This window comes from Streptomyces sp. NBC_00691 (genome assembly GCF_036226665.1).
Classification (GTDB): Bacteria; Actinomycetota; Actinomycetes; order Streptomycetales; family Streptomycetaceae; genus Streptomyces.
Window position 1 is genome coordinate 7796952 of the sequence record NZ_CP109007.1, and the last position, 18611, is coordinate 7815562.

Consider the following 18611-nt stretch of genomic DNA (forward strand, 5'->3'; position numbering starts at 1 on the left):
CAGGATCCCGGTGGGGATCCCTGCCCCACGCCGGTGGACACGCGGGCCGCCCGGCGGCCGAGGGCGCCGGAGGCGACCACGGCCACCGGGCGGAGCCGCCTGGTTCGCGGACGTGCCGACGCGCGCCGCTCAGCAGTTCCGGATGGACCACACGGGCGCCCAGTCGTACGTGAAGGGCGTGGGCTCCGGCAGGACGACGTCCAGCACCTGGCCGTTCTGGCCGTAGAAGAACGCGGCGGCGCCGACCTGGTTGTTCACCACCTGGCCCACGCCGTTCCAGTGGGACAGGGAGTACTGGTGGCACCGGTAGAGGAAGAAGACCTTGTACTTGCCGACCACCGGGTCCCAGACCCCGGTGCAGAGATTCCCCGACGCGCACGTGACGGGGCTGCCCGACGACGTGTGCACGTAGTCCGCCCAGGGCGAGACCGTCGGCGACACGGCCGCCACGGCACGCGAGGACGGCCCCTCGCCCCTGGGCGCCGGCGGCATGACCACGGTGCGGCCGCCGCCCTCGCGAGGCCCGTCAGAGGCCGCCGCCTGGGCCGGTCCCGCCGCGGAGGCGGACACCAGCACCCACAGGAGGGCACCGACCACACCGAGGGTGGAACGCCTGGTACGTGACATCGTCACTCCTTCTCCGGGAATCACCGGGTTCACTTCTGACTCGTGCACAGCGGTACGTCCGGCAACTGGTTGTCCGGATGGCTGAGATAGATGTGGGTGACGTAGCCCCCGTACTGCGGCAGATACGCCCACCAGTCGTTGGTGTACGGCGGGACGGAGACGAGCTGCCCCTTCTTCTGGCAGCCCACCAGCACCTCCACGCCGGCCGGGAGCCTGGTCAGCAGGTTGTCCCCGACGACCGGTTCCGTACGGACGGCGACGTCCTGGCCCCACGTCCCGTACCACTTCCCCTTCGGCGCCGTTCCGCCGGGAACGTTCAGGGAACGGGTCAGCCGGCCGAGGTCGGTGTACGCCTTTCCGTACGACGTGCCGTCCGCGTGCAGCGTGAGGACGGCCACGATCGAACGGTCACCGGCTCCGACGGTGCCGGTCGTGTGCAGCGCCGGCCGGCTCAGGTCGACGCTCGCGTCACCCGGGCCGGCGGACGTGGGTGCCGAGGCGTCGATGCCACGAGCCTCAGCGGTGCTTGCGGAGCCGCAGTTCCCCTTCGCGTACCTCCCCGACCAGCCCTGCTTCACGGCCCACGGACGGTCGAACGCGGCGGCGATGCCGAAGTGCTGGTCGAAGGAGTCCGACGCGCACCGGGTCGACCGTCGCAGACGCTCCATGATGAAGTCACGCACCGGTGCGGGAGCGGACTCCAGGATGTGCCGGTAGGTCTTCACGGTGTCGCGGGCCGACATGGCGGTGTAGCCCCAGTACCCCTCGTAGCCCGCCGGTGGAGGAGCGGTGTCGGCGAGCCCGAGCCGCGTGACCATGCGCTCGACGATCGCCGGCCCGCCGTACGCCGACCAGTAGTGGCTGGCGGCGGCGTCCTGACTGCCGCGGAGCATGACGTCCAGCCGCGTGCGGTCGGCGGCCGGGAGGGTGTCGGGGCTGCGGTTCCACAGGACGTCGAGGGCGATCAGGAGCTTGACGACCGACGCGGACCGGAACCTGGCGTCCGGGGCGAGCTGTTCGGTGAACGTCCCGGTCTGCCGGTCGAACACGGCCACGCCCGCGGTGACCCCCGCGGGCACCCGGGGGCTCGCGGGCGTGACCGGCACGGAGCCACCGGCCGGTTCCGTCGCGGCCGCGACGGAGTGCGGGAGCGCCGCGCCGGTGAAGGAGAGGGAGAGGAAGGCCGCGGTCGCGGCGAGCAGGCGCCGAGGCGTACGGCGAGCGGCGGGGTGGGAGTGCCTGACGATGCGGAGCATGGCGTGAGGATCCTCGCTGGGTGGGAGAGCGGTCTGCCCGGGTGTCGGCAAGGGGCGGTGAACGAGGGCGGCGGGACCGGGGCGCGGAGCCCCCGGCGGGACGCGAGGGGCTCCGCCGGAGCGGGCCGCGCGGACGGCTCCCTACGGGATGTTGCACTCCGTCATGCCGGGCCAGGGATCGGTCGACGTCCACACGTCCACGGCGGGGATGAAGCCCCACCCGTGATGGCGCTCGCGACCGGGAGCGATGCGGTCACCCATGGTGTAGTACCAGATGTTGTTGCCGCCGCTGTGCGCGGCGCCTCTGCCCCAGCACACGAACCAGCTCGTCGACGTGTCGATCCAGCCGATCGCCGAGCAGGCGGCGATGAAGCCGGCGCAGCCGTACAGCGGGGCGCCGGCACGATTGCCGCACACCCAGTCACGCGTCCAGGTGCGCCCGGTGTACGCGTCGTAGTGACTGACGTTCCGGGCGGTGCACGACGCCTGAGCCGCGAGGGGCGCGGCCTCGGTCGTGGGCGGCGCGCTCCGCACCGCACGGGTGGTGGTGCCGGCCTGCGGCGAAGACGCCTGAACGGCGCCGGCGCTGAACAGCACGGCCAAGAGGGCGGCGAGCATCGCCACCGCTCGTCTCACAGACATGTTTCGGCCCCCGTTGTCGAGAAAGCAATGGTCGGACTGCCCTGCGGAACCGAGGGGTTGTCACGGGGCGTCGCTTGAGAGCCGAGCCTTCCACTCGCACTCTGTTCATGTCATCGCTTGTGGCCATGCGACATGAAAGACGATCGATAAGGGATTCATCATGGTTACTGGCGATACGGCCGCTGGAGGCGCCGCGCCGACGGGCCCCGATCCGCGGACGCCGAGCGCCCATCAACTCCGGCTGTTCGTCGCCCTCGCGGAGGAACTCCACTTCTCGCGCGCCGCCGCCCGGCTGTTCATGACGCAGTCGGCGCTGAGCCAGCAGATCCGGGACCTGGAAAGACGCCTCGGTGTGCGGCTGTTCGACCGTTCGAGCCGGGCCGTCTCCCTTACGCCGCAGGGCCGGGTGCTGTTGGCGGACGCGCGCGGCGTGGTGGCGGCCATGGACCGGCTCAGCCGCAGCGCGTCGACCCAGGCGCGCAGGCTCTCCGGACGCCTCGTCGTCGGCACCATCGGCGCGGAGGCGGCGATGCCGTACACCCGCGCCGTGCTGCGTCTGCGCCACGAACGGCACCCGTTGGTCCAGGTCGACGTGCGCAGCCTCCACTTCGCCGACCACTTCGACGCCCTGTTCCGGCATGACGTCGATGTCGCCTTCCTCCGTCCACCGGTCCCGCCCGGCGTCGAGGTGCAACACCTCGCCACGGAACCCCGGTCGGCCTGTCTACCGGCGAGCGACCCGCTCGCGGACCGCGACCGGATCGCCCTCGCCGAGCTGGCCCGCCACCCGGTGATCGACGTCCCGCCCCAGGTACCACGGCTCTGGTGGGACTTCTGGGCCGCCGACCCGCGACCCGACGGCACCCCGGTCCGCTACGGACCCGTCGCCTCGGACCTGGAGGGCCTTCTGCACCTCGTTGCCCAGGGCAAGGGCATGTGTTTCCTGCCGGCCGCCGCGCGCGACCTCTTCCCGCGCCCCGGCATCCGCTACGTCGAGGTCACGGACCTGCCCCCGTCTACGGCGGGCCTCGCCTGGCTGAGGGAGAACCGCACGGAACCGCTCGTCGAGGCCGTGGTGGCAGCCGCCGGCCACGTGGCCTCGGCGCGCGACCGGGGGGCCGTCCGGGGCAGGAGCCAGACCGAGGACTGACCCCGTGCCACGGGCTCGGCGACGTGCACGCACCCGTCGTCACGTCAGGGAAGGGCCCACTTCTGGGCGCCCGTCCCGTTGCAGGTCCACAGCTGGACCTTCGTGCCGTCCGCCGTGGCGCCGCTCGCGACGTCCAGGCACTTGGCGGACTGCGGGTTCCGCAGACTGCCGTCGGCCTGGGCCTGCCAGGTCTGGGCGCCTGATCCGTTGCAGGTCCACAGTTGGACCTTGGTGCCGTCCGCCGCGCCGCCGTTGGAGACGTCCAGGCACTTGCCGAGCACCTTCAGCGTGCCGTCCGTGGCCACCGTCCACTGCTGGGCGCCGGTGCCGTTGCAGCCCCACACCTGGATCTTCGTGCCGTCCGCGGTCTGGGAGTCGTCGACGTCCAGGCACTTGTCGCCGAGGCCCCGCACCTCTCCCGTGGGCACACCACCGGCCAGCCGGTTGAGCGTGTACCAGGCCTCGGTGCTCCACAGGGTCTCGCCGGTGGACGAGCTGAAGGGACGCGGTGAGCGGACGTGCACCACCCGGTCGCTCTTGAGGCCGGGGATGGCCAGGGTGACCGTCCTGCGGTCGGTGGAGAGGGTGGCCGACTGCGCGGTCAGCGTCTCCTCGTTGGTCTTCGGGCCGCCGTAGGCGGCGGTCGGCGCGTAACGCCACTGCTCGATCTTGTAGTGCTTGGCCAGGTCGGTCGCCGTCTGAGTCGACAGCGGCTGGGTGTACTCCAGGGCGAAGCCGCCCGGTACGGCGCGCATGGCGCGGATGTCGAAGGCGTTGGCGCCGTTCGGCGACAGCTTTTGCAGGCCGAAGGTGAGCTTGCCCTCCTGGCCCCAGTTGCCACCCGCGCCGAGCCCGCCCGCGTACAGCGCGCCGTCCGGGCCGATGCTGATGCGGGTCACGCCCGCCTCCAGGCCCTGTGTCAGCCGGAAGACCGCGCCCTGGTACTCGCCGCCCACCTTCTCCAGGAAGGCGCGCTGCACGCCGCCGTACGTCACGTCGCCGAACAGCATCTGCCCGGTGAACGGGCCCTCGGTCAGCTGAACGGGCGTGCTGGGGGAGTTGGCTATCTCGTTCTGCGGCAACCAGAGCACCGGCTTGGTCACCGGCCGGGCGTCGAAGGGGCCGGCCGGGTTCATGTAGTGGTTGAAGAATCGGTCCTGCTTGATGTGCAGCAGCTTCGACGAGGGCAGCCAGCCGCCCTGGTTGTCAGTGACGAAGATGCCGCCCTCGGGGCCCCACCCGATGCCGTTCGGGGTGCGCAGCCCGCCGGCCACGTACGAGACCTCGCCGGTCTGACGGTTCACCTTGATGGTGGTCCCGCGGTTCGGTGCCGGCTGCGGGTTCGTGGTCGCCCCGCCGTAGTCGATGGAGACCGACAGGTTCAGGTAGAAGAACCCGTCCTTGTAGAGGAGGCCGAAGGCGAACTCGTGGAAGTTGCCGCCGTACGGCCAGGTCGCCACCCGCCGGTACTGGTCGACGACCTCGTCCCCGTTGGTGTCGTTCAGCTCGGTCAGCTCATGTTTCTGGGAGACGTAGAGCTTGCCGTCGACGTACTTGACGCCCATCGGCTCCTTCAGACCCGAGGCCACCTTCTTCACCGTCACCTTGTCCGGACCGGTGTTCCCCGTGACATTGCCGAGCAGGTAGACCTCGCCCGTGGTGTTGTTGCTCCCTCCCCAGGTGGTCACGGCCAGGCGGCCGTCCGGCAGCCAGTCCATCGCGGAGACCTGCGGCTCGAAGCCCTGGGGCCGGAGGCCGGTGAGGGTGTAGTTCGGGTGCACGCCGGTGAGCGGGAGGCCGTCGCCAGGCGTGTCCGCGACGCCCTCGCACTCCTTGCGGCCCGGCGCGGTCACCCGGACGACGTCGGCGTCCGTGCTCAGGGCCGAGTTCGGCACGACGCTGAAGCCGGTGACGCCCGGCGGCTTCCAGGACAGCGTGATCTGCTGGCCGCCGTCGCGCTCGAAGTGCTCGATGCGCAGCGCGTGGACGCCTGCCGTCAGGTTCACGGTCGCGTCCTTGGGATCCGGACCGTGCAGACCGTCGTGGTTGATCACTACCTGGTCGTCGATCAGGAGGCGGGAGCCGTCGTCGCTGGCGAGGCGGAGGGTGTAGCTGCCCGCCTGCGCGACGTCGAGGTTGCCGGTCGTCTGGGTGACGAAGCCGGTGTCCAGGCCGAAGTCGGCGGTCGTGGACCAGTCGATCACCGGCATCAGCTTGTCGATGTTGGGGGTCTGCCCCGGCTTCAGTACGCAGAGGTTGTTGAGCGCGACCTGCACGTCGAAGACGCGGAGCGTCACGCCGGGCGTCTGCGGGGGGAGCGCCGCGGCGGAGCGGCCCTCGAGGGTGGAACCGGCCGGGACGGCGGCGCCCTTCACGCGGACGGGCCGGTCGGTGCCCGCGGGATCCCTGGCGGGTCCCGAGGAGACGGGCGAGGCCGGCGAGGTCGGGGGCGGGGGAGGCTTCGGGGAAGCGGGAGAGGCCGGGGAGGCCGACAGGGCGGCGGTCAGTAACGAGGCGATGAGCGTTCCGGCCAGACGTCTGGCCGGCCGGTGGGGGTACAGCCGTGGATACACGTGACCTCCTGACGGTCCTTCAGGGCATGAAGGACTCGATCGGACAAGGGAGGGATCCACCGCTGCCGGGACGCGTCGTCGGCCCGGACACGGAGGCGCTGCGGGCGGGACGGGAACGGGTCCGCATCACCGCGTCGGACACAGTAGGGACTTCTCCCGACACCGTCCATACTTTGTCCCCAGCGAGAATGAAGTGACGAAAACTCGCGCACACCGGGTTACGGACTTCGACAAAGCCCGCTAACTTCCTTGAAATGAACCGGTCATGAGCTGTCGACCGTTTCCTGCGGCGTGACGGCGCACGCCCGTGCCCCCTCAGCAGCACCCCGAGGGTGCCACCATCCCACCCACTCCTGCTGGGAGACCTCTGTGCGCATGAGAACGCCCGGGCGCGGACGCGCCCGCTCCTTGCTGACCGCCGTGGCATGCACCCTCGGCTGCCTCCTGCCGGTGTCCCCGGCCCACTCCACGCCCGCTCACCGGGACCACGACGCCGGGACCGGGACCACGGCCGCGGCCGCGGCCGCCCCGGAATTCCAGCAGGTCACGCTCGCCAAAGGCGTATCCGAGACCGGCGAGCCCATGACCCTGGCCGTGCTCCCGGACCGCTCGGTCCTGCACACCTCGCGCGACGGCACGCTCCGGCTGACCGACGCCGCGGGCACCACCACCGTGGCGGGCAAGCTCGACGTCTACAGCCACGACGAGGAGGGCCTGCAGGGGGTCGCGGCGGACCCGGGCTTCTCGTCCAACCGGCAGCTCTACCTCTACTACGCCCCCAAGCTGACCACGCCGGGCGGGGACGCCCCCGCGGACGGCACGGCCGCCGACTTCACCCCGTACGACGGGGTCAACCGCCTGTCCAGGTTCGCCCTCAGGACGGACGGCACCCTCGACCTCGCCAGCGAGAAGAGGATCCTGGACGTCCCCGCCTCCCGCGGCCTGTGCTGCCACGTCGGCGGCGACATCGACTTCGACGCCGCCGGCAACCTCTACCTGTCCACCGGCGACGACAGCAACCCCTTCGCCTCGGACGGCTTCACCCCCATCGACGAGCGGGCCGGCCGCAACCCCGCCTACGATGCCCAGCGCTCGGCCGGCAACACCAACGACCTCCGCGGCAAGGTCCTGCGCATCAAGGTGAACACCGACGGCTCCTACGCGATCCCCAGCGGCAACCTCTTCGCACCCGGTACGGCGAAGACGCGTCCCGAGATCTACGCGATGGGCTTCCGCAACCCCTTCCGGATGAGCGTCGACAAGGCCACCGGCACCGTCTTCCTCGGCGACTACGGCCCCGACTCGGGCACCGCCTCGCCCACCCGGGGGCCGGAGGGCCAGGTCGAGTTCAACCGCATCACCAAGGCGGGCAACTTCGGCTGGCCGTTCTGCACGGGCGACAACAACGCCTACACCGACTACGACTTCGCCACCGGAGCCTCGGGAGCGGTGTTCAACTGCGCAGCCCCGAAGAACACCTCCCCGCGCAACACCGGCCTCACCGACCTGCCGCCCGCCCAGCCGGCCTGGATCCCGTACAACGGCTCCTCCGTCCCCGAGTTCGGCGGCGGCTCGGAGTCGCCCATGGCCGGCCCGGTCTACCGCTACGACGCCGCCTCCACCTCCGACGTGAAGTTCCCCCAGGAGTACGACGGAGACTTCTTCGCCGGTGAGTTCGGCCGCCGCTGGATCAAGCGGATCGAGATCACCGCCGACGGCACCGTGCAGTCGATCAACCCCTTCCCCTGGAGCGGCACCCAGGTGATGGACACGGCCTTCGGACCGGACGGCGCCCTGTACGTCCTCGACTACGGCACCGGCTACTTCAACGGCGACGAGAACTCCGCCCTGTACCGCATCGAGCACGTCACCGGCGGCCGCGCCCCGATCGCCCAGGCCCGGGCGAGCGTCACCTCCGGCAAGGCACCGCTGGCCGTCTCGTTCTCGTCGGCCGGGACCTCCGACCCCGACGGCGACGCCCTCTCCTACGCCTGGACCTTCGGCGACGGCGCCACCTCCACCGCCGCCGACCCCTCCCACACGTACACCGCCAACGGCCGGTACACGGCCACCCTCAAGGCCACCGACACCACCGGCAGGTCGGCCACCGCCTCGGTCCTGATCACGGTCGGGAACACGGCCCCCACGGTCCGTCTCGACCTGCCCGCCGACGGCAGCGTCTACGACTTCGGCGCGGTGATCCCCTTCAAGGTGACCGTGACCGACCCCGAGGACGGCACCATCGACTGCGCCAAGGTGAAGGTCACGTTCATCGTCGGCCACGACAGCCACGGGCACCCGCAGACCTCGACCACCGGCTGCACCGGCACCCTGCGGACCCTCGCCGACGGGGAACACGACCCCAACGCCAACATCTTCGGCGTCGTCGACGCCGAGTACACCGACAAGGGGGCGAACGGCCAGCCCGCCCTGACCGCCCACGACCAGCGCGTCACCCAGCCCGGCCACCGCCAGGCCGAGCACTACACCGACGCCTCCGGAGTCCAGGTCGTCACCCACGCCGCCGCCCACGGCGGGAAGACCGTCGGGTACATCGACAACGGCGACTGGATCGCCTTCCGGCCGTACGCCCTGGAGAACACCGACCGGTTCACCGCCCGGATCTCCTCGGCGGGTACGGGCGGCACGATCGAGGTGCGCGCCGGTTCCCCGACCGGCACCGTGCTCGGCACGGTCACCGCACCGGTCACCGGCGGCTGGGAGACCTTCCAGGACGTGACCACCGCGCTCACCGGCCGGCCGGCCGGCTCCACGACCCTGTACCTCGTCTTCAAGGGCGGCAGCGGTTCGCTGTTCGACATCGACGAGTTCTCCTTCACGACCACCGGCGGAGCCCGCTCGGGCCCGGTCAAGGGCGTGAACGCCACGTGTCTGGACGTCGACAACGCCGGCACCGCGGACGGAACGAAGATCCAGATCTGGACCTGCAACGGCAGCGCCGCCCAGATCTGGACGGTCCCCGGCGACGGCACCCTGAAGGCCCTCGGCAAATGCCTGGACGTCTCGGGCGGCGGCGCGGCGGACGGCACGAAGGTCCAGCTGTGGACCTGCAACGGCACCGGCGCCCAGAACTGGGCGCCCCAGATCGACGGCACCGTGCGCAACCCGCAGTCAGGCAAGTGCCTGGACGCATCGGGCGGCATCTGGAACGACGGAACGGCCGTCCACCTGTGGACCTGCCACACCGGCCCCAACCAGAAGTGGACCCTGCCCTAGAGCCCGTCGGCAAACTCCCGTGGTGGCCGAGGCCGACGCAAGTTCGACGACAGGCCCCGGCCCCACGGCCCCACGACTCCGTACTCCCGCAGCTCCGCAGTCCCCAGACAAGGAGGCGACCGTTCCATGCGCACCCCCCTGAAAGCGGTTCTCGGCCTGCTGGCCGGTGCCGCCCTCTGCCTGACCCCCCAGGCGGCGGCCCACGCCGCACCGCCAGGACACTCCGCCGCCGCGGTCGGCACCGTCGCCGCGGACCCGTCGTACAAGATCCTCGTCTTCTCCAAGACCGCCGGCTTCCGTCACTCCTCGATCGCTCCTGGCATCGCAGCCCTGCGCGACCTGGGCGCGGCGAACAACTTCACCGTCGACGCCACCGAGGACGCCCAGGCCTTCACGACCGGCAACCTCGGCCAGTACAAGACGGTCGCCTTCCTGTCGACCACCGGCGACGTCCTGAACGCGGGCCAGCAGACCGCGTTCGAGCAGTACGTGAGGGGCGGCGGCGGATCGTCGGCATCCACGCCGCCGCCGACACCGAGTACGACTGGCCCTTCTACGAGGGCCTGGCCGGGGCCCTGTTCCACTCCCACCCGGCCATCCAGCCCGCCACCGTGAAGGTCGAGGACCGGGCGCACGACGCCACCGCCCACCTGGGCGCCACCTGGCAGCGCACCGACGAGTGGTACAACTACCGCACCAACCCGCGCGCCACCGCCCGTGTCCTGGCCTCCCTCGACGAGTCCAGCTACTCGGGAGGGAACATGTCCGGCGACCACCCCATCGCCTGGTGCAAGGGCTACGAGGGCGGCCGGGCCTTCTACACCGGAGGCGGCCACACCGACGAGTCGTACGCCGACCCCGCCTTCCGGCGGCACCTTCTGGGCGGAATCCGCTGGGCCGCCGGTATGACAGAGGCCGACTGCCGCCCGGAGACCGGCTACACGTCCCTCTTCAACGGCTCCTCCACGACCGGCTGGAGCCAGGCGGGACCGGGCGGCTTCACCCTCACGGACGGCACGCTCACCTCCCAGGGCGGCCTCGGCATGCTGTGGTACTCCGCCACGGAGTTCACCGGCGACTACTCGCTCAAGCTCGACTGGAAGGCCGCCGGGGACGACAACTCCGGCGTCTTCATCGGATTCCCGGCCTCCGACGACCCGTGGTCCGCCGTGAACAACGGCTACGAGATCCAGATCGACGCCACCGACGCGGCCGACCGCACCACCGGCGCCGTCTACGGCTTCAAGTCCGCCGACGTCGCCGCGCGCGACGTCGCCCTGAACCCGCCCGGCGAGTGGAACACGTACGAGCTCCGGGTCACCGGCGAACGCCTGGAGATCTTCCTGAACGGCAGCAAGATCAACGACTTCACCAGTACCGACCCGGTCCGGAGCCTGCGCCAGGGACACATCGGCCTCCAGAACCACGGGACCGGCGACGACGTGTCCTTCCGCAACATCCGGATCAAGCAGAACGGAGGACAGCCCGCCCCCCGCACGGGCGAGGTCAAGGGCGTCAACGGCAAGTGCCTGGACGTCGACGACTCCCAGACCGCGGACGGCACGAAGGTCCAGCTGTGGACCTGCAACGGCACCGGTGCCCAAAAATGGACGGTCGGAACCGACGGCACGGTGAAGGCCCTCGGCAAGTGCCTGGACGTGTCGGGCGGCGGAAGCGCGGACGGTACGAAGGTCCAGCTGTGGACCTGCAACGGCACGGGCGCGCAGAAGTGGACGCCGCAGTCCGACGGCACGGTCCGCAATCCACAGTCGGCCAAGTGCCTGGACGCCTCGGGAGGCGTGTGGAACGACGGCACCCCGGTCCACCTGTGGACCTGCCACACCGGCGCCAACCAGAAGTGGAACCTGCCCTGACGGGACCCGCTTCGACGGGACGCACACCCCGGTGACGCTCCTGATTCCTGTCCCGGCACCGGCGCGGGGATCACGGATTCCGGTGCCCGCCGGGCGGGGCTGCCCCGCTCTCGGCGGTGCCGGGTGGACCCGGTGAGGGCTCGCCCGCCGCGAGGTGCTCCAGGACCTCCGCCAGTTCCTGGCAGGCGCGGCGCACCGACCGGCGGGTCGCACGCTGCTCGGTGATGACGGAGGCGAGAAGCAGGGCGGTCAGGGCGGCGGAACCGTTGAACGCCTGGAGCTTGGCCATGATCTCGACGTCTGGGAGGTGACGGAACGCGCCCCGTCCGGAGGTCGCCTCGAAGGTGGCGAGCACGGAGGCGAAGAGCGCGCACAGCATGCTTCCGGCGAGCTGGAAGCGGAGCGCCGCCCAGATCAGCAGGGGGAAGACGAGGAAGAGCATGCTCATCCGGCTGAGCACGGCCATGGGCATGAGGACCAGGGTCGTCAGGCCCAGAAAGGCCGCCTCCTTCCAGCGCCGTACCCCGAACCGCCCGGCCGGCCCCGCGAGGAAGAGCAGGAGCGGGGCGACGAGCAGCACCCCCATCGTGTCGCCCACCCACCAGGCCAGCCAGACGGGCCAGAACTCGCTCCTGTCCAGGGAGTCCTTCGCCACCTGCAGACCGACCCCCGCGGTCGCGCTGATCAGCATGGCGCCGAATCCGCCGAGGAAGACCAGGGAGAGTCCGTCCCGCAGCCGCGCCATGTCGCGCCGGAAGCCGGTCCGTCTCAGCAGCAGGAAGGCGCAGAGCGGCGCGACGGTGTTGCTGACCACGGTGACCACCGTGGTGGGCCCCGGAGTGGTGAGGGAGGCGATGACGAGGAAGGAGCCGAGGGCGATCCCCGGCCAGACCCGCGCGCCGAGCAGCAGCAGGGCGGCGACGGCGACGCCGGTGGGAGGCCAGATGGGGGTGACCACCACGCCTTCGACGACGAGGCGTCCCATCAGGCCGAGTCGTCCGGCCGCGAAGTAGCAAACCGCCACGGCCAGCGACATCAGAGCCGCCTCCGTGGAGAACCGGTACTGCCGAATATCCAACACGTCAGCCATCAGACACCGGCCGGGCCGCCACGACCGGGCAAGGCCCCTGCGTGTCGGGCGCCGCCGTCCGGCACAGGCCCGGGCGGGTCCTCACCCCTCGGCCGCTGACCGGGCCGGACCGCCGTCATGGCCGACGACCAGGACGGCCGCGTCGTCCTCGTGCCCCACCGTGGCCGCCAGCTTCATGACGGCGGTGGCGAGCGCGTCGACGTCCAGTCCGGCGACGGCGGTGATCCCGGCGAGCCGCGTCACCCGGTCCAGTCCCTCGTCGATGTGGAGCGAGGGCCCCTCCACCACCCCGTCGGTCAGCAGGACGAAGACACCGTCTGCGGTGAGCCGGTGGCGCGTAGCCGGGTAGTCCACGCCGCGCAGCACACCGAGGGGAGGCCCGCCCTCGCTGTCGTCGATGCCGGAGCGGCCGTCGGTGGTGGCCCAGATGTGGGGGATGTGACCGGCCCGGGCGCACTCCAGGGTGCCGGCAGCGGGGTCGAGCCGCAGGAAGGTACAGGTGGCGAAGAGGTCGGCGCCCAGAGAGATCAGCAGGTCGTTGGTGCGACCGAGCAGCTCTCCCGGGTCTCCGGTGACGGAGGCCAGCGCGCGCAGGGCGACGCGGACCTGTCCCATGAAGGCGGCGGCCTCGATGTTGTGTCCCTGCACGTCACCGATGGACATGCCGATCCGCCCGCCGGGCAGGGAGAAGGCGTCGTACCAGTCACCGCCGACGTTGAGCCCGTGGTTGGCGGGCTCATAGCGGACGGCCAGCCGGGCGCCGGGAAAACTGGGCAGGTCCGAGGGCAGCATGCCGCGCTGCAGGGCCACGGCGAGCTCGACACGGGAACGCTGCGTCTCGGCCAGTTCCCGCGCCCTGGCGGTCAGCGACCCGAGCCGGACCAGAAGGTCCTCGCTGCTGTCGGTCGGCCGTCTGCTGAACATCGATCACTCCGACGTCACGACAATCCACGCATCACTCCGTCCCGTCTCCAGCATGCGGGACCACAGGGGACCACCTCGGTACGAACAGGTCCTTCCCACTCTGCCCGGAGGCGACGGCGTCCGCATCTCATCGGCGGAGAACGCGGCGGATCCATGCGGCGACCCGCGGCGTGCCTGGGGCCCGCACCCTTGCCAGGTGCGGGCCCCACGCGGCTGCACCGCGTTCACGGGGGGGCGTGGATCGCGCTGCGCGAGCGTGTCCCTTCGCTCAGGGCTCTGGTGCCCCGTCTCCCGCGATCCATGCCTGCCTTCTTGGACGGGCCCGACCGGCGACGGGCCGACCCTCCCCTGGCTACGGAAGGTTCTCCTTGATCTTGGCGATGGCGAAGCCCCAGCCCTGCGACACCGTCGGTTTGCCGGGCACCGCCACCTCGTCGGGGTTCGTCACGACGTCCAGGAGCACCGGGCCGGGAAGGGCCAGCGCCCGGCGCACGGCCTCGTCCAGCTCGCCGGGTTCGGTGACGCGGATGCCGGTCAGCCCGAGGGCTTCCGCGACCGCGGCGAAGTCGGGGTTGTCGAGGACGGTTCCGAATTCGGGAAGCCCGGCCTGCTCCTGCTCCAGCTTGACCATGCCGAGACGGCGGTTGTCGAAGACGACGAGCTTGACCGGCAGCTGTTCCGAGCGAATGGTCATCAGGTCGCCCAGCAGCATGCCGAGGCCGCCGTCGCCGCAGAAGGCGACCACCTGGCGGTCGGGGGCCCAGAGCTGTGCCCCGATGGCCTGGGGCATCGCGTTGGCCATGGACCCCAGGTTGTAGGAGCCGATCAGCCGGCGGGCGCCACGCATCCGTACGAGCCGCGACAGCCACACCGTGGTCATCCCGGTGTCGGAGGTGAAGATCGCGTCGTCCGCCGCGTGCCGGTCGACCGCGGCCGCCAGGGCCTCGGGGCGGATCTGTTCCACGCGGTTGTCGAACATCGCCCGCACGCGTCCGAGCAGACGTGTGTCGTGGGCGGGGTCGGCCAGGTCCGCCTGGCCCTTCTGCCAGCGTGCGAACCGTTCGCGTGCCTCGTCGAGGTGGTCCCGCGACGAGACGGGGGTGAGCAGGGGCAGCAGCGCCCGCAGGGTCGCGGCCACGTCGCCGGTGAGACCGATATCCACCGGGACGCGGCGGCCGAGGTGCTCCTCGCGCACGTCGATCTGCACGACGCGGCAGTCCTTCGGGTACCAGTCCCGGTAGGGGAAGTCGGTGCCCAGCATGATCAGCGTGTCGCAGGTGTCCATGGCGTGGGCGGCGCCCGGGTTTCCGATCAGGCCGGTCTGGCCGACCTCGTACGGATTGTCCTCCTCGAAGCCCTCCTTGCCCTTCAGGGTCAGCACCATGGGGGCCGCGAGCAGCTCGGCGGTGCGCAGCACCTCCGCACGGGCGGCCTGCGCGCCGCGCCCCACGAGGAGCGTGACCCGGGAGCCCGCGGCGATCGCCTCGGCCGCCTCGGCGAGCGCCGGGTCGTCGGGACGGGTCACGGCGGGGCGGGGGAGCGCGAACCGTGCGGGCCGGTCCTCGTCGACCTTCTGGTCGCCGAGGTCCCCGGGCACGGTCAGCACGGCCACGCCCCGCCGGGTCACCGCGGCCCGTACCGCCGACTCCAGGAGCCGCGGCATCTGGCTCGGGGAGGTCACGGTGGCCCGGTACACGGCCACGTCCCGGAAGAGGAGGTCGTTGTCCACCTCCTGGAAGTAGTCTCCGCCCAGCTCCGACAGCGGCACCTGGCCGCAGATCGCCAGGACCGGCGCACCGCTCTTGGCCGCGTCGTACAGCCCGTTGAGCAGATGCACCGAGCCCGGGCCCACGGTGCCCATGCAGACCGCGAGGTCGCCGGAGAGCTGGGCCCGCGCGCCGGCGGCGAAGGCCGCGGCCTCCTCGTGGCGGAAGCCCTTCCAGTCGATTCCCTCGGTGGTCCGGATGGCATCGGTGACGGGGTTGAGGGCGTCGCCGACCACGCCGAAGACGTGGCCGACACCGAGGTCCGTGAGGCCGTCGACGATCACCTGCGCGACGGTACGAGTCATGGGGTCTCCCTTCCGGAAGGACGTCGGACGGTTCACGAGAGCGTGAACCGGTCAGGATGAGCCGCGTTCCAGTCGCCTGCCCACGCGGCCGGCATCGATGCGGCCGAGAGGAGCTGCCCCGGTTCGAGGGGCGCGTACAGCTCCGCATGGGACCGGACGGCGTCCGGTCCCACCCGGTGCAGGAGCATCCCGGGCCCGAGTCCGCTCGGATCGTCGACGCCCATGGCCGCCATGATCTGCAGGGCGCTCTTGACCGTCGCCTCCTGGAAGCGCTGGACGCGCCGTGCCTTGTCCTCGACGTCGAGGGCCCGGGCGCGCCTGCGGTCCTGGGTGGCGACCCCGACGGGACAGGTGTTGGTGTGGCAGCGCTGTGCCTGGATGCACCCGAGCGCGAACATCATGGCCCGGGCCGAGTTCGTGTAGTCGGCGCCCTGGATCAGCCGCTTGACGATGTCGCTTCCGGTGGCCACCTTGCCGGAGGCGCCGATCCGTATCCGGTCGCGCAGGCCCGCGCCGACGAGCGCGCGATGGACCGTCGTCAGGCCTTCGGTGAGGGGAAGGCCGACGGTGTCCGCGAACTCCAGCGGCGCGGCCCCGGTGCCGCCCTCCGCCCCGTCGACGACGATGAAGTCGGGCGTGATGTCCTCCTCCAGCATCGCCTTGCAGACGGCGAGGAATTCGCGGCGCGATCCCACGCACAGCTTGAAGCCCACCGGTTTGCCCCCGGAGAGTTCCCGCATGTGGTGGAGGAACCGCACCAGTTCCCGGGGAGTCCGGTAGACGCGGTGGTACGGCGGCGAGATCACGGTGCGGCCCTCGGGGACACCCCGGACAGCGGCGATCTCCCGGCCGACCTTGGAGCCGGGCAGGACGCCTCCGATGCCGGGCTTGGCGCCCTGGCTGATCTTCAGCAGGACGCAGGCGACCTGGTCGAGTGCGGCCTTCTCCGCGAACTGGCGCGGGTCGAAGCCGCCGTCCTCGCCGCGGCAGCCGAAGTATCCCGTGCCGATCTCCCAGACGAGGTCCCCGCCGGGGGAGAGGTGGTGCTCCGATATCCCGCCCTCGCCGGTGTCGTGCGCGAAGCCGCCGCGCCGGGCCCCCTCGTTCAGGGCGCGTATCGCCCGGTGGGAGAGGGCACCGAAGCTCATCGCCGACACGTTGAGCAGGGCCATGTCGTAGGGCCGGTCGCACCCGGGGCCCCCGATCCGGACCTTCGGCGGCGCGGTCGGCACAGGGAGCGGGGCCATGGAGGGGACGAGGTACTCGGTGCCGGGTTGTTCCAGCTCCAGCTCGGTTCCGAAGGGGTCCTCGCCGTCCGTCCCCTTGGAGCGTTCGTACACGATCGAGCGGGTGTCGCGATCGAAGGGCACGCCGTCGACGTTCCGTTCGACGAAGTACTGCTGCACTTCGGGACGGATCGACTCCATCGCGAACCGCAGGTGTCCCAGGACCGGGTAGTTGCGCAGGATCGAGTGACGCCGCTGCGCGAGGTCGTACGAGGCGACCGCCGCGAGCAGCAGGGTGGGGCCGGCCGCGCACCACCACCAGGGGGACACGGCGAGGGCCAGCAGGCCGGAGGCGAGCGCGGCGAGTGCCACGGGAAGAATCTTCACCATGGACGGCCGTCTGTCCCGGATGGGCTGAGCCAAGCACGGAGGGGCGGGAGTGACGAGGGGAGCGGAAGCGCGATGTCCGAGTGAGACTCCTTCCTGTCGTGCGAGGAGGTCACCCCGGACGAGCTGGGGCTCGGGGCAGGCTGATCGGCCGGAAATCCCACTCCCGCGGGTCACACCGCGCCCTAGACTGCGACCGCTCCAAGACCTGGAGATGATCGGAAGGGTGTGCAAGATGAGACGAGCACTGATCAGTGCATTCGCGGCCGCGGCGTTGGTGGTGACCGGCGGGAGCGTCGCCACCGCTTCCGACAGTGCTCCGCCGCGCACCACGCACGGTCCTTGCCAGTACAGCCAGACCCCGGACGAGCCGCCGGCGCGCCGTGTCCCGCTGCCGCCCGACCCACGGCGCACCCCTGATCGCGGCACGGTCGACCTGGCTGTTCCGACCAGCCAGGGCCCGCTTCCGCTGCGCTTGGACCGGGCCAAGGCGCCGTGCACGGTCCAGAGTTTCCTGCACCTGGCACGGCACGGTTTCTACGACCGTACGGTGTGTCACCGCCTGACGGCGTACCCGACGCTGAAGGTCCTGCAGTGCGGCGACCCGACCGGCACCGGTGAGGGCGGGCCCGGGTACAAGTACAAGGACGAACTCCCGGTGGACCTGCCGCCCGCGGCCACGGATCCCACGGGCACGCGCCGGCTCTACGGACGCGGCCTGCTGGCGATGGCCAACGCCGGCCCGAACACGAACGGCTCACAGTTCTTCGTCGTCTACGGCGACTCCGCGCTGCGACCGAACTACACGGTGTTCGGCACGGTCGGCCCCGCCGGTCTGGTGACGCTCGACAAGGTCGCCGCCGGAGGCATCGAGCCGACGGCGGAGGACCCGGCACCGGTCGACGGCACCCCCGCACTGCGGACGGAGCTGCTGCACGTCCGGCTGTCCTGTCGGCACTGACGCACCGCGTCGGAGAGCGCACCCCTGTGCGCCCCGCCCGTCAGCCGCCCAGGATCTCGTCGTTCGGGTCGAAGGTGTGGTCGTCGGCCGGCAGGTTGTCGAGGATGTCGGAGTGGATCTCTCCGGTGAGCACGGAGAGGATGAACCGGGCACTCGGCACCGGGTGGTGCTCCCACTCCGGTCCGCGGCCCGCGTTCGCCAGGACGGTCCAGTCCTCGGGGCGCACGTTCTCGCCGGTGAGCCAGTAGAGGTAGGCGCCCGTCCCCTCGATGTACGCGAAGGGGAGCAGCCCCGCGCCGTCGTCCTCCAGCTGCTCGGGACGGGGCTCGGGGCCGATCTCCCACAGCCGGGCCAGTACCTCGGCGCGCTCCCCCTTCATGGCCAGGAGGTCGTAGTCGGGGTCGGCGCAGTCGGGCTCCAGGATCCAGATCGTCTCGTCGAAGACGCCCCCGCCGTAGGCGTCGACGAGGTCCTTGAAGTCCTCCGGCAGGGCGCTGCCCAGGCGGGCCTCGACCTCGGGCCAGGCCCTCGGCCGGCGCTCCGCCGGCGGGGGGACGAGGCGGGTGAGCTGTTCCACGTCAGGGTGCATCAGG

Annotated in this window: 13 protein-coding genes and 1 pseudogene; 5 read left to right on the forward strand and 9 right to left on the reverse strand. The window is 71.2% G+C overall.

Going from position 1 to position 18611, the window contains the following annotated elements; translation table 11 throughout:
• Positions 1–129: 129 nt before the first annotated feature.
• From OG392_RS34845 to OG392_RS34855, 3 genes are all read right to left on the reverse strand, one after another.
• Positions 130–627 carry a hypothetical protein gene (locus OG392_RS34845; RefSeq protein ID WP_329286216.1) on the reverse strand — a complete coding sequence of 166 codons (498 nt, stop codon included), beginning with the start codon at positions 625–627 and terminating at the stop codon, positions 130–132.
• Between the two features lie 29 nt (positions 628–656).
• Positions 657–1883: a hypothetical protein gene (locus tag OG392_RS34850; protein WP_329286219.1), complete on the reverse strand. Its 1227-nt coding sequence runs from the start codon at positions 1881–1883 to the stop codon at positions 657–659.
• Positions 1884–2024: 141 nt separating this feature from the next.
• The gene (locus OG392_RS34855) at positions 2025–2525 is read right to left on the reverse strand and encodes a hypothetical protein (protein WP_329286220.1); all 501 of its coding nucleotides are present in this window, start codon (positions 2523–2525) and stop codon (positions 2025–2027) included.
• Positions 2526–2685: 160 nt separating this feature from the next.
• On the opposite strand from OG392_RS34855, the gene OG392_RS34860 reads away from it, so the two are divergent.
• Positions 2686–3675, forward strand: coding sequence for a LysR family transcriptional regulator (locus OG392_RS34860; protein ID WP_329286221.1), 990 nt, complete (start codon positions 2686–2688; stop codon positions 3673–3675).
• 44 nt (positions 3676–3719) lie between these two features.
• Here OG392_RS34860 and OG392_RS34865 read toward each other — a convergent pair whose 3' ends face one another.
• Positions 3720–6050, reverse strand: coding sequence for a ricin-type beta-trefoil lectin domain protein (locus OG392_RS34865; protein WP_329287642.1), 2331 nt, complete (start codon positions 6048–6050; stop codon positions 3720–3722).
• A gap of 573 nt (positions 6051–6623) precedes the next feature.
• Between OG392_RS34865 and OG392_RS34870 the strand changes: the two genes are divergently transcribed.
• The 3 genes and pseudogenes from OG392_RS34870 to OG392_RS34880 all read left to right on the forward strand — a co-directional run bounded on the left by OG392_RS34870 (position 6624) and on the right by OG392_RS34880 (position 11359).
• Positions 6624–9485, forward strand: a complete 2862-nt coding sequence (locus OG392_RS34870; protein WP_329286224.1) for a PQQ-dependent sugar dehydrogenase — start codon at positions 6624–6626, stop codon at positions 9483–9485.
• A 126-nt stretch (positions 9486–9611) separates the two neighbouring features.
• Positions 9612–10324 (forward strand): annotated as a pseudogene (locus tag OG392_RS34875) (ThuA domain-containing protein); the annotation flags it as partial.
• A gap of 66 nt (positions 10325–10390) precedes the next feature.
• The gene (locus OG392_RS34880; RefSeq protein ID WP_329287643.1) at positions 10391–11359 is read left to right on the forward strand and encodes a family 16 glycoside hydrolase; all 969 of its coding nucleotides are present in this window, start codon (positions 10391–10393) and stop codon (positions 11357–11359) included.
• Between the two features lie 70 nt (positions 11360–11429).
• On the opposite strand, the gene OG392_RS34885 is transcribed toward OG392_RS34880, so the two are convergent.
• The 4 genes from OG392_RS34885 to OG392_RS34900 form a co-directional block, all read right to left on the reverse strand.
• Entirely contained in the window at positions 11430–12449 is a 1020-nt protein-coding gene (locus OG392_RS34885) for an MASE1 domain-containing protein (RefSeq protein ID WP_329286226.1), read from the reverse strand.
• 81 nt (positions 12450–12530) lie between these two features.
• On the reverse strand, positions 12531–13373 hold the full coding sequence (locus OG392_RS34890; protein ID WP_329286228.1) for a PP2C family protein-serine/threonine phosphatase: 843 nt from the start codon (positions 13371–13373) through the stop codon (positions 12531–12533).
• Between the two features lie 352 nt (positions 13374–13725).
• Entirely contained in the window at positions 13726–15444 is a 1719-nt protein-coding gene (locus OG392_RS34895) for a thiamine pyrophosphate-dependent enzyme (protein WP_329286230.1), read from the reverse strand.
• Positions 15445–15476: 32 nt separating this feature from the next.
• Complete coding sequence (locus tag OG392_RS34900; protein ID WP_329286232.1) at positions 15477–17060, reverse strand: FMN-binding glutamate synthase family protein; 1584 nt, start codon at positions 17058–17060, stop codon at positions 15477–15479.
• Between the two features lie 232 nt (positions 17061–17292).
• On the opposite strand from OG392_RS34900, the gene OG392_RS34905 reads away from it, so the two are divergent.
• Positions 17293–18018 (forward strand): peptidylprolyl isomerase, encoded by a 726-nt coding sequence (locus OG392_RS34905; RefSeq protein WP_329286234.1) that lies wholly within the window; start codon positions 17293–17295, stop codon positions 18016–18018.
• 40 nt (positions 18019–18058) lie between these two features.
• Here OG392_RS34905 and OG392_RS34910 read toward each other — a convergent pair whose 3' ends face one another.
• The gene (locus OG392_RS34910; protein WP_329286236.1) at positions 18059–18607 is read right to left on the reverse strand and encodes an SMI1/KNR4 family protein; all 549 of its coding nucleotides are present in this window, start codon (positions 18605–18607) and stop codon (positions 18059–18061) included.
• Positions 18608–18611: the final 4 nt, after the last annotated feature.

Bases quoted from the DNA above. Each gene is read 5' to 3' on its own strand.
- OG392_RS34910 (WP_329286236.1), bottom strand. From the start codon at position 18,607: ATGCACCCTGACGTGGAACAGCTCACCCGCCTCGTCCCCCCGCCGGCG.
- OG392_RS34900 (WP_329286232.1), bottom strand. From the start codon at position 17,060: ATGGTGAAGATTCTTCCCGTGGCACTCGCCGCGCTCGCCTCCGGCCTG.
- OG392_RS34855 (WP_329286220.1), bottom strand. From the start codon at position 2,525: ATGTCTGTGAGACGAGCGGTGGCGATGCTCGCCGCCCTCTTGGCCGTG.
- OG392_RS34845 (WP_329286216.1), bottom strand. From the start codon at position 627: ATGTCACGTACCAGGCGTTCCACCCTCGGTGTGGTCGGTGCCCTCCTG.
- OG392_RS34895 (WP_329286230.1), bottom strand. From the start codon at position 15,444: ATGACTCGTACCGTCGCGCAGGTGATCGTCGACGGCCTCACGGACCTC.
- OG392_RS34885 (WP_329286226.1), bottom strand. From the start codon at position 12,449: ATGGCTGACGTGTTGGATATTCGGCAGTACCGGTTCTCCACGGAGGCG.
- OG392_RS34870 (WP_329286224.1), top strand. From the start codon at position 6,624: ATGAGAACGCCCGGGCGCGGACGCGCCCGCTCCTTGCTGACCGCCGTG.
- OG392_RS34850 (WP_329286219.1), bottom strand. From the start codon at position 1,883: ATGCTCCGCATCGTCAGGCACTCCCACCCCGCCGCTCGCCGTACGCCT.
- OG392_RS34860 (WP_329286221.1), top strand. From the start codon at position 2,686: ATGGTTACTGGCGATACGGCCGCTGGAGGCGCCGCGCCGACGGGCCCC.
- OG392_RS34905 (WP_329286234.1), top strand. From the start codon at position 17,293: ATGAGACGAGCACTGATCAGTGCATTCGCGGCCGCGGCGTTGGTGGTG.
- OG392_RS34880 (WP_329287643.1), top strand. From the start codon at position 10,391: ATGACAGAGGCCGACTGCCGCCCGGAGACCGGCTACACGTCCCTCTTC.
- OG392_RS34890 (WP_329286228.1), bottom strand. From the start codon at position 13,373: ATGTTCAGCAGACGGCCGACCGACAGCAGCGAGGACCTTCTGGTCCGG.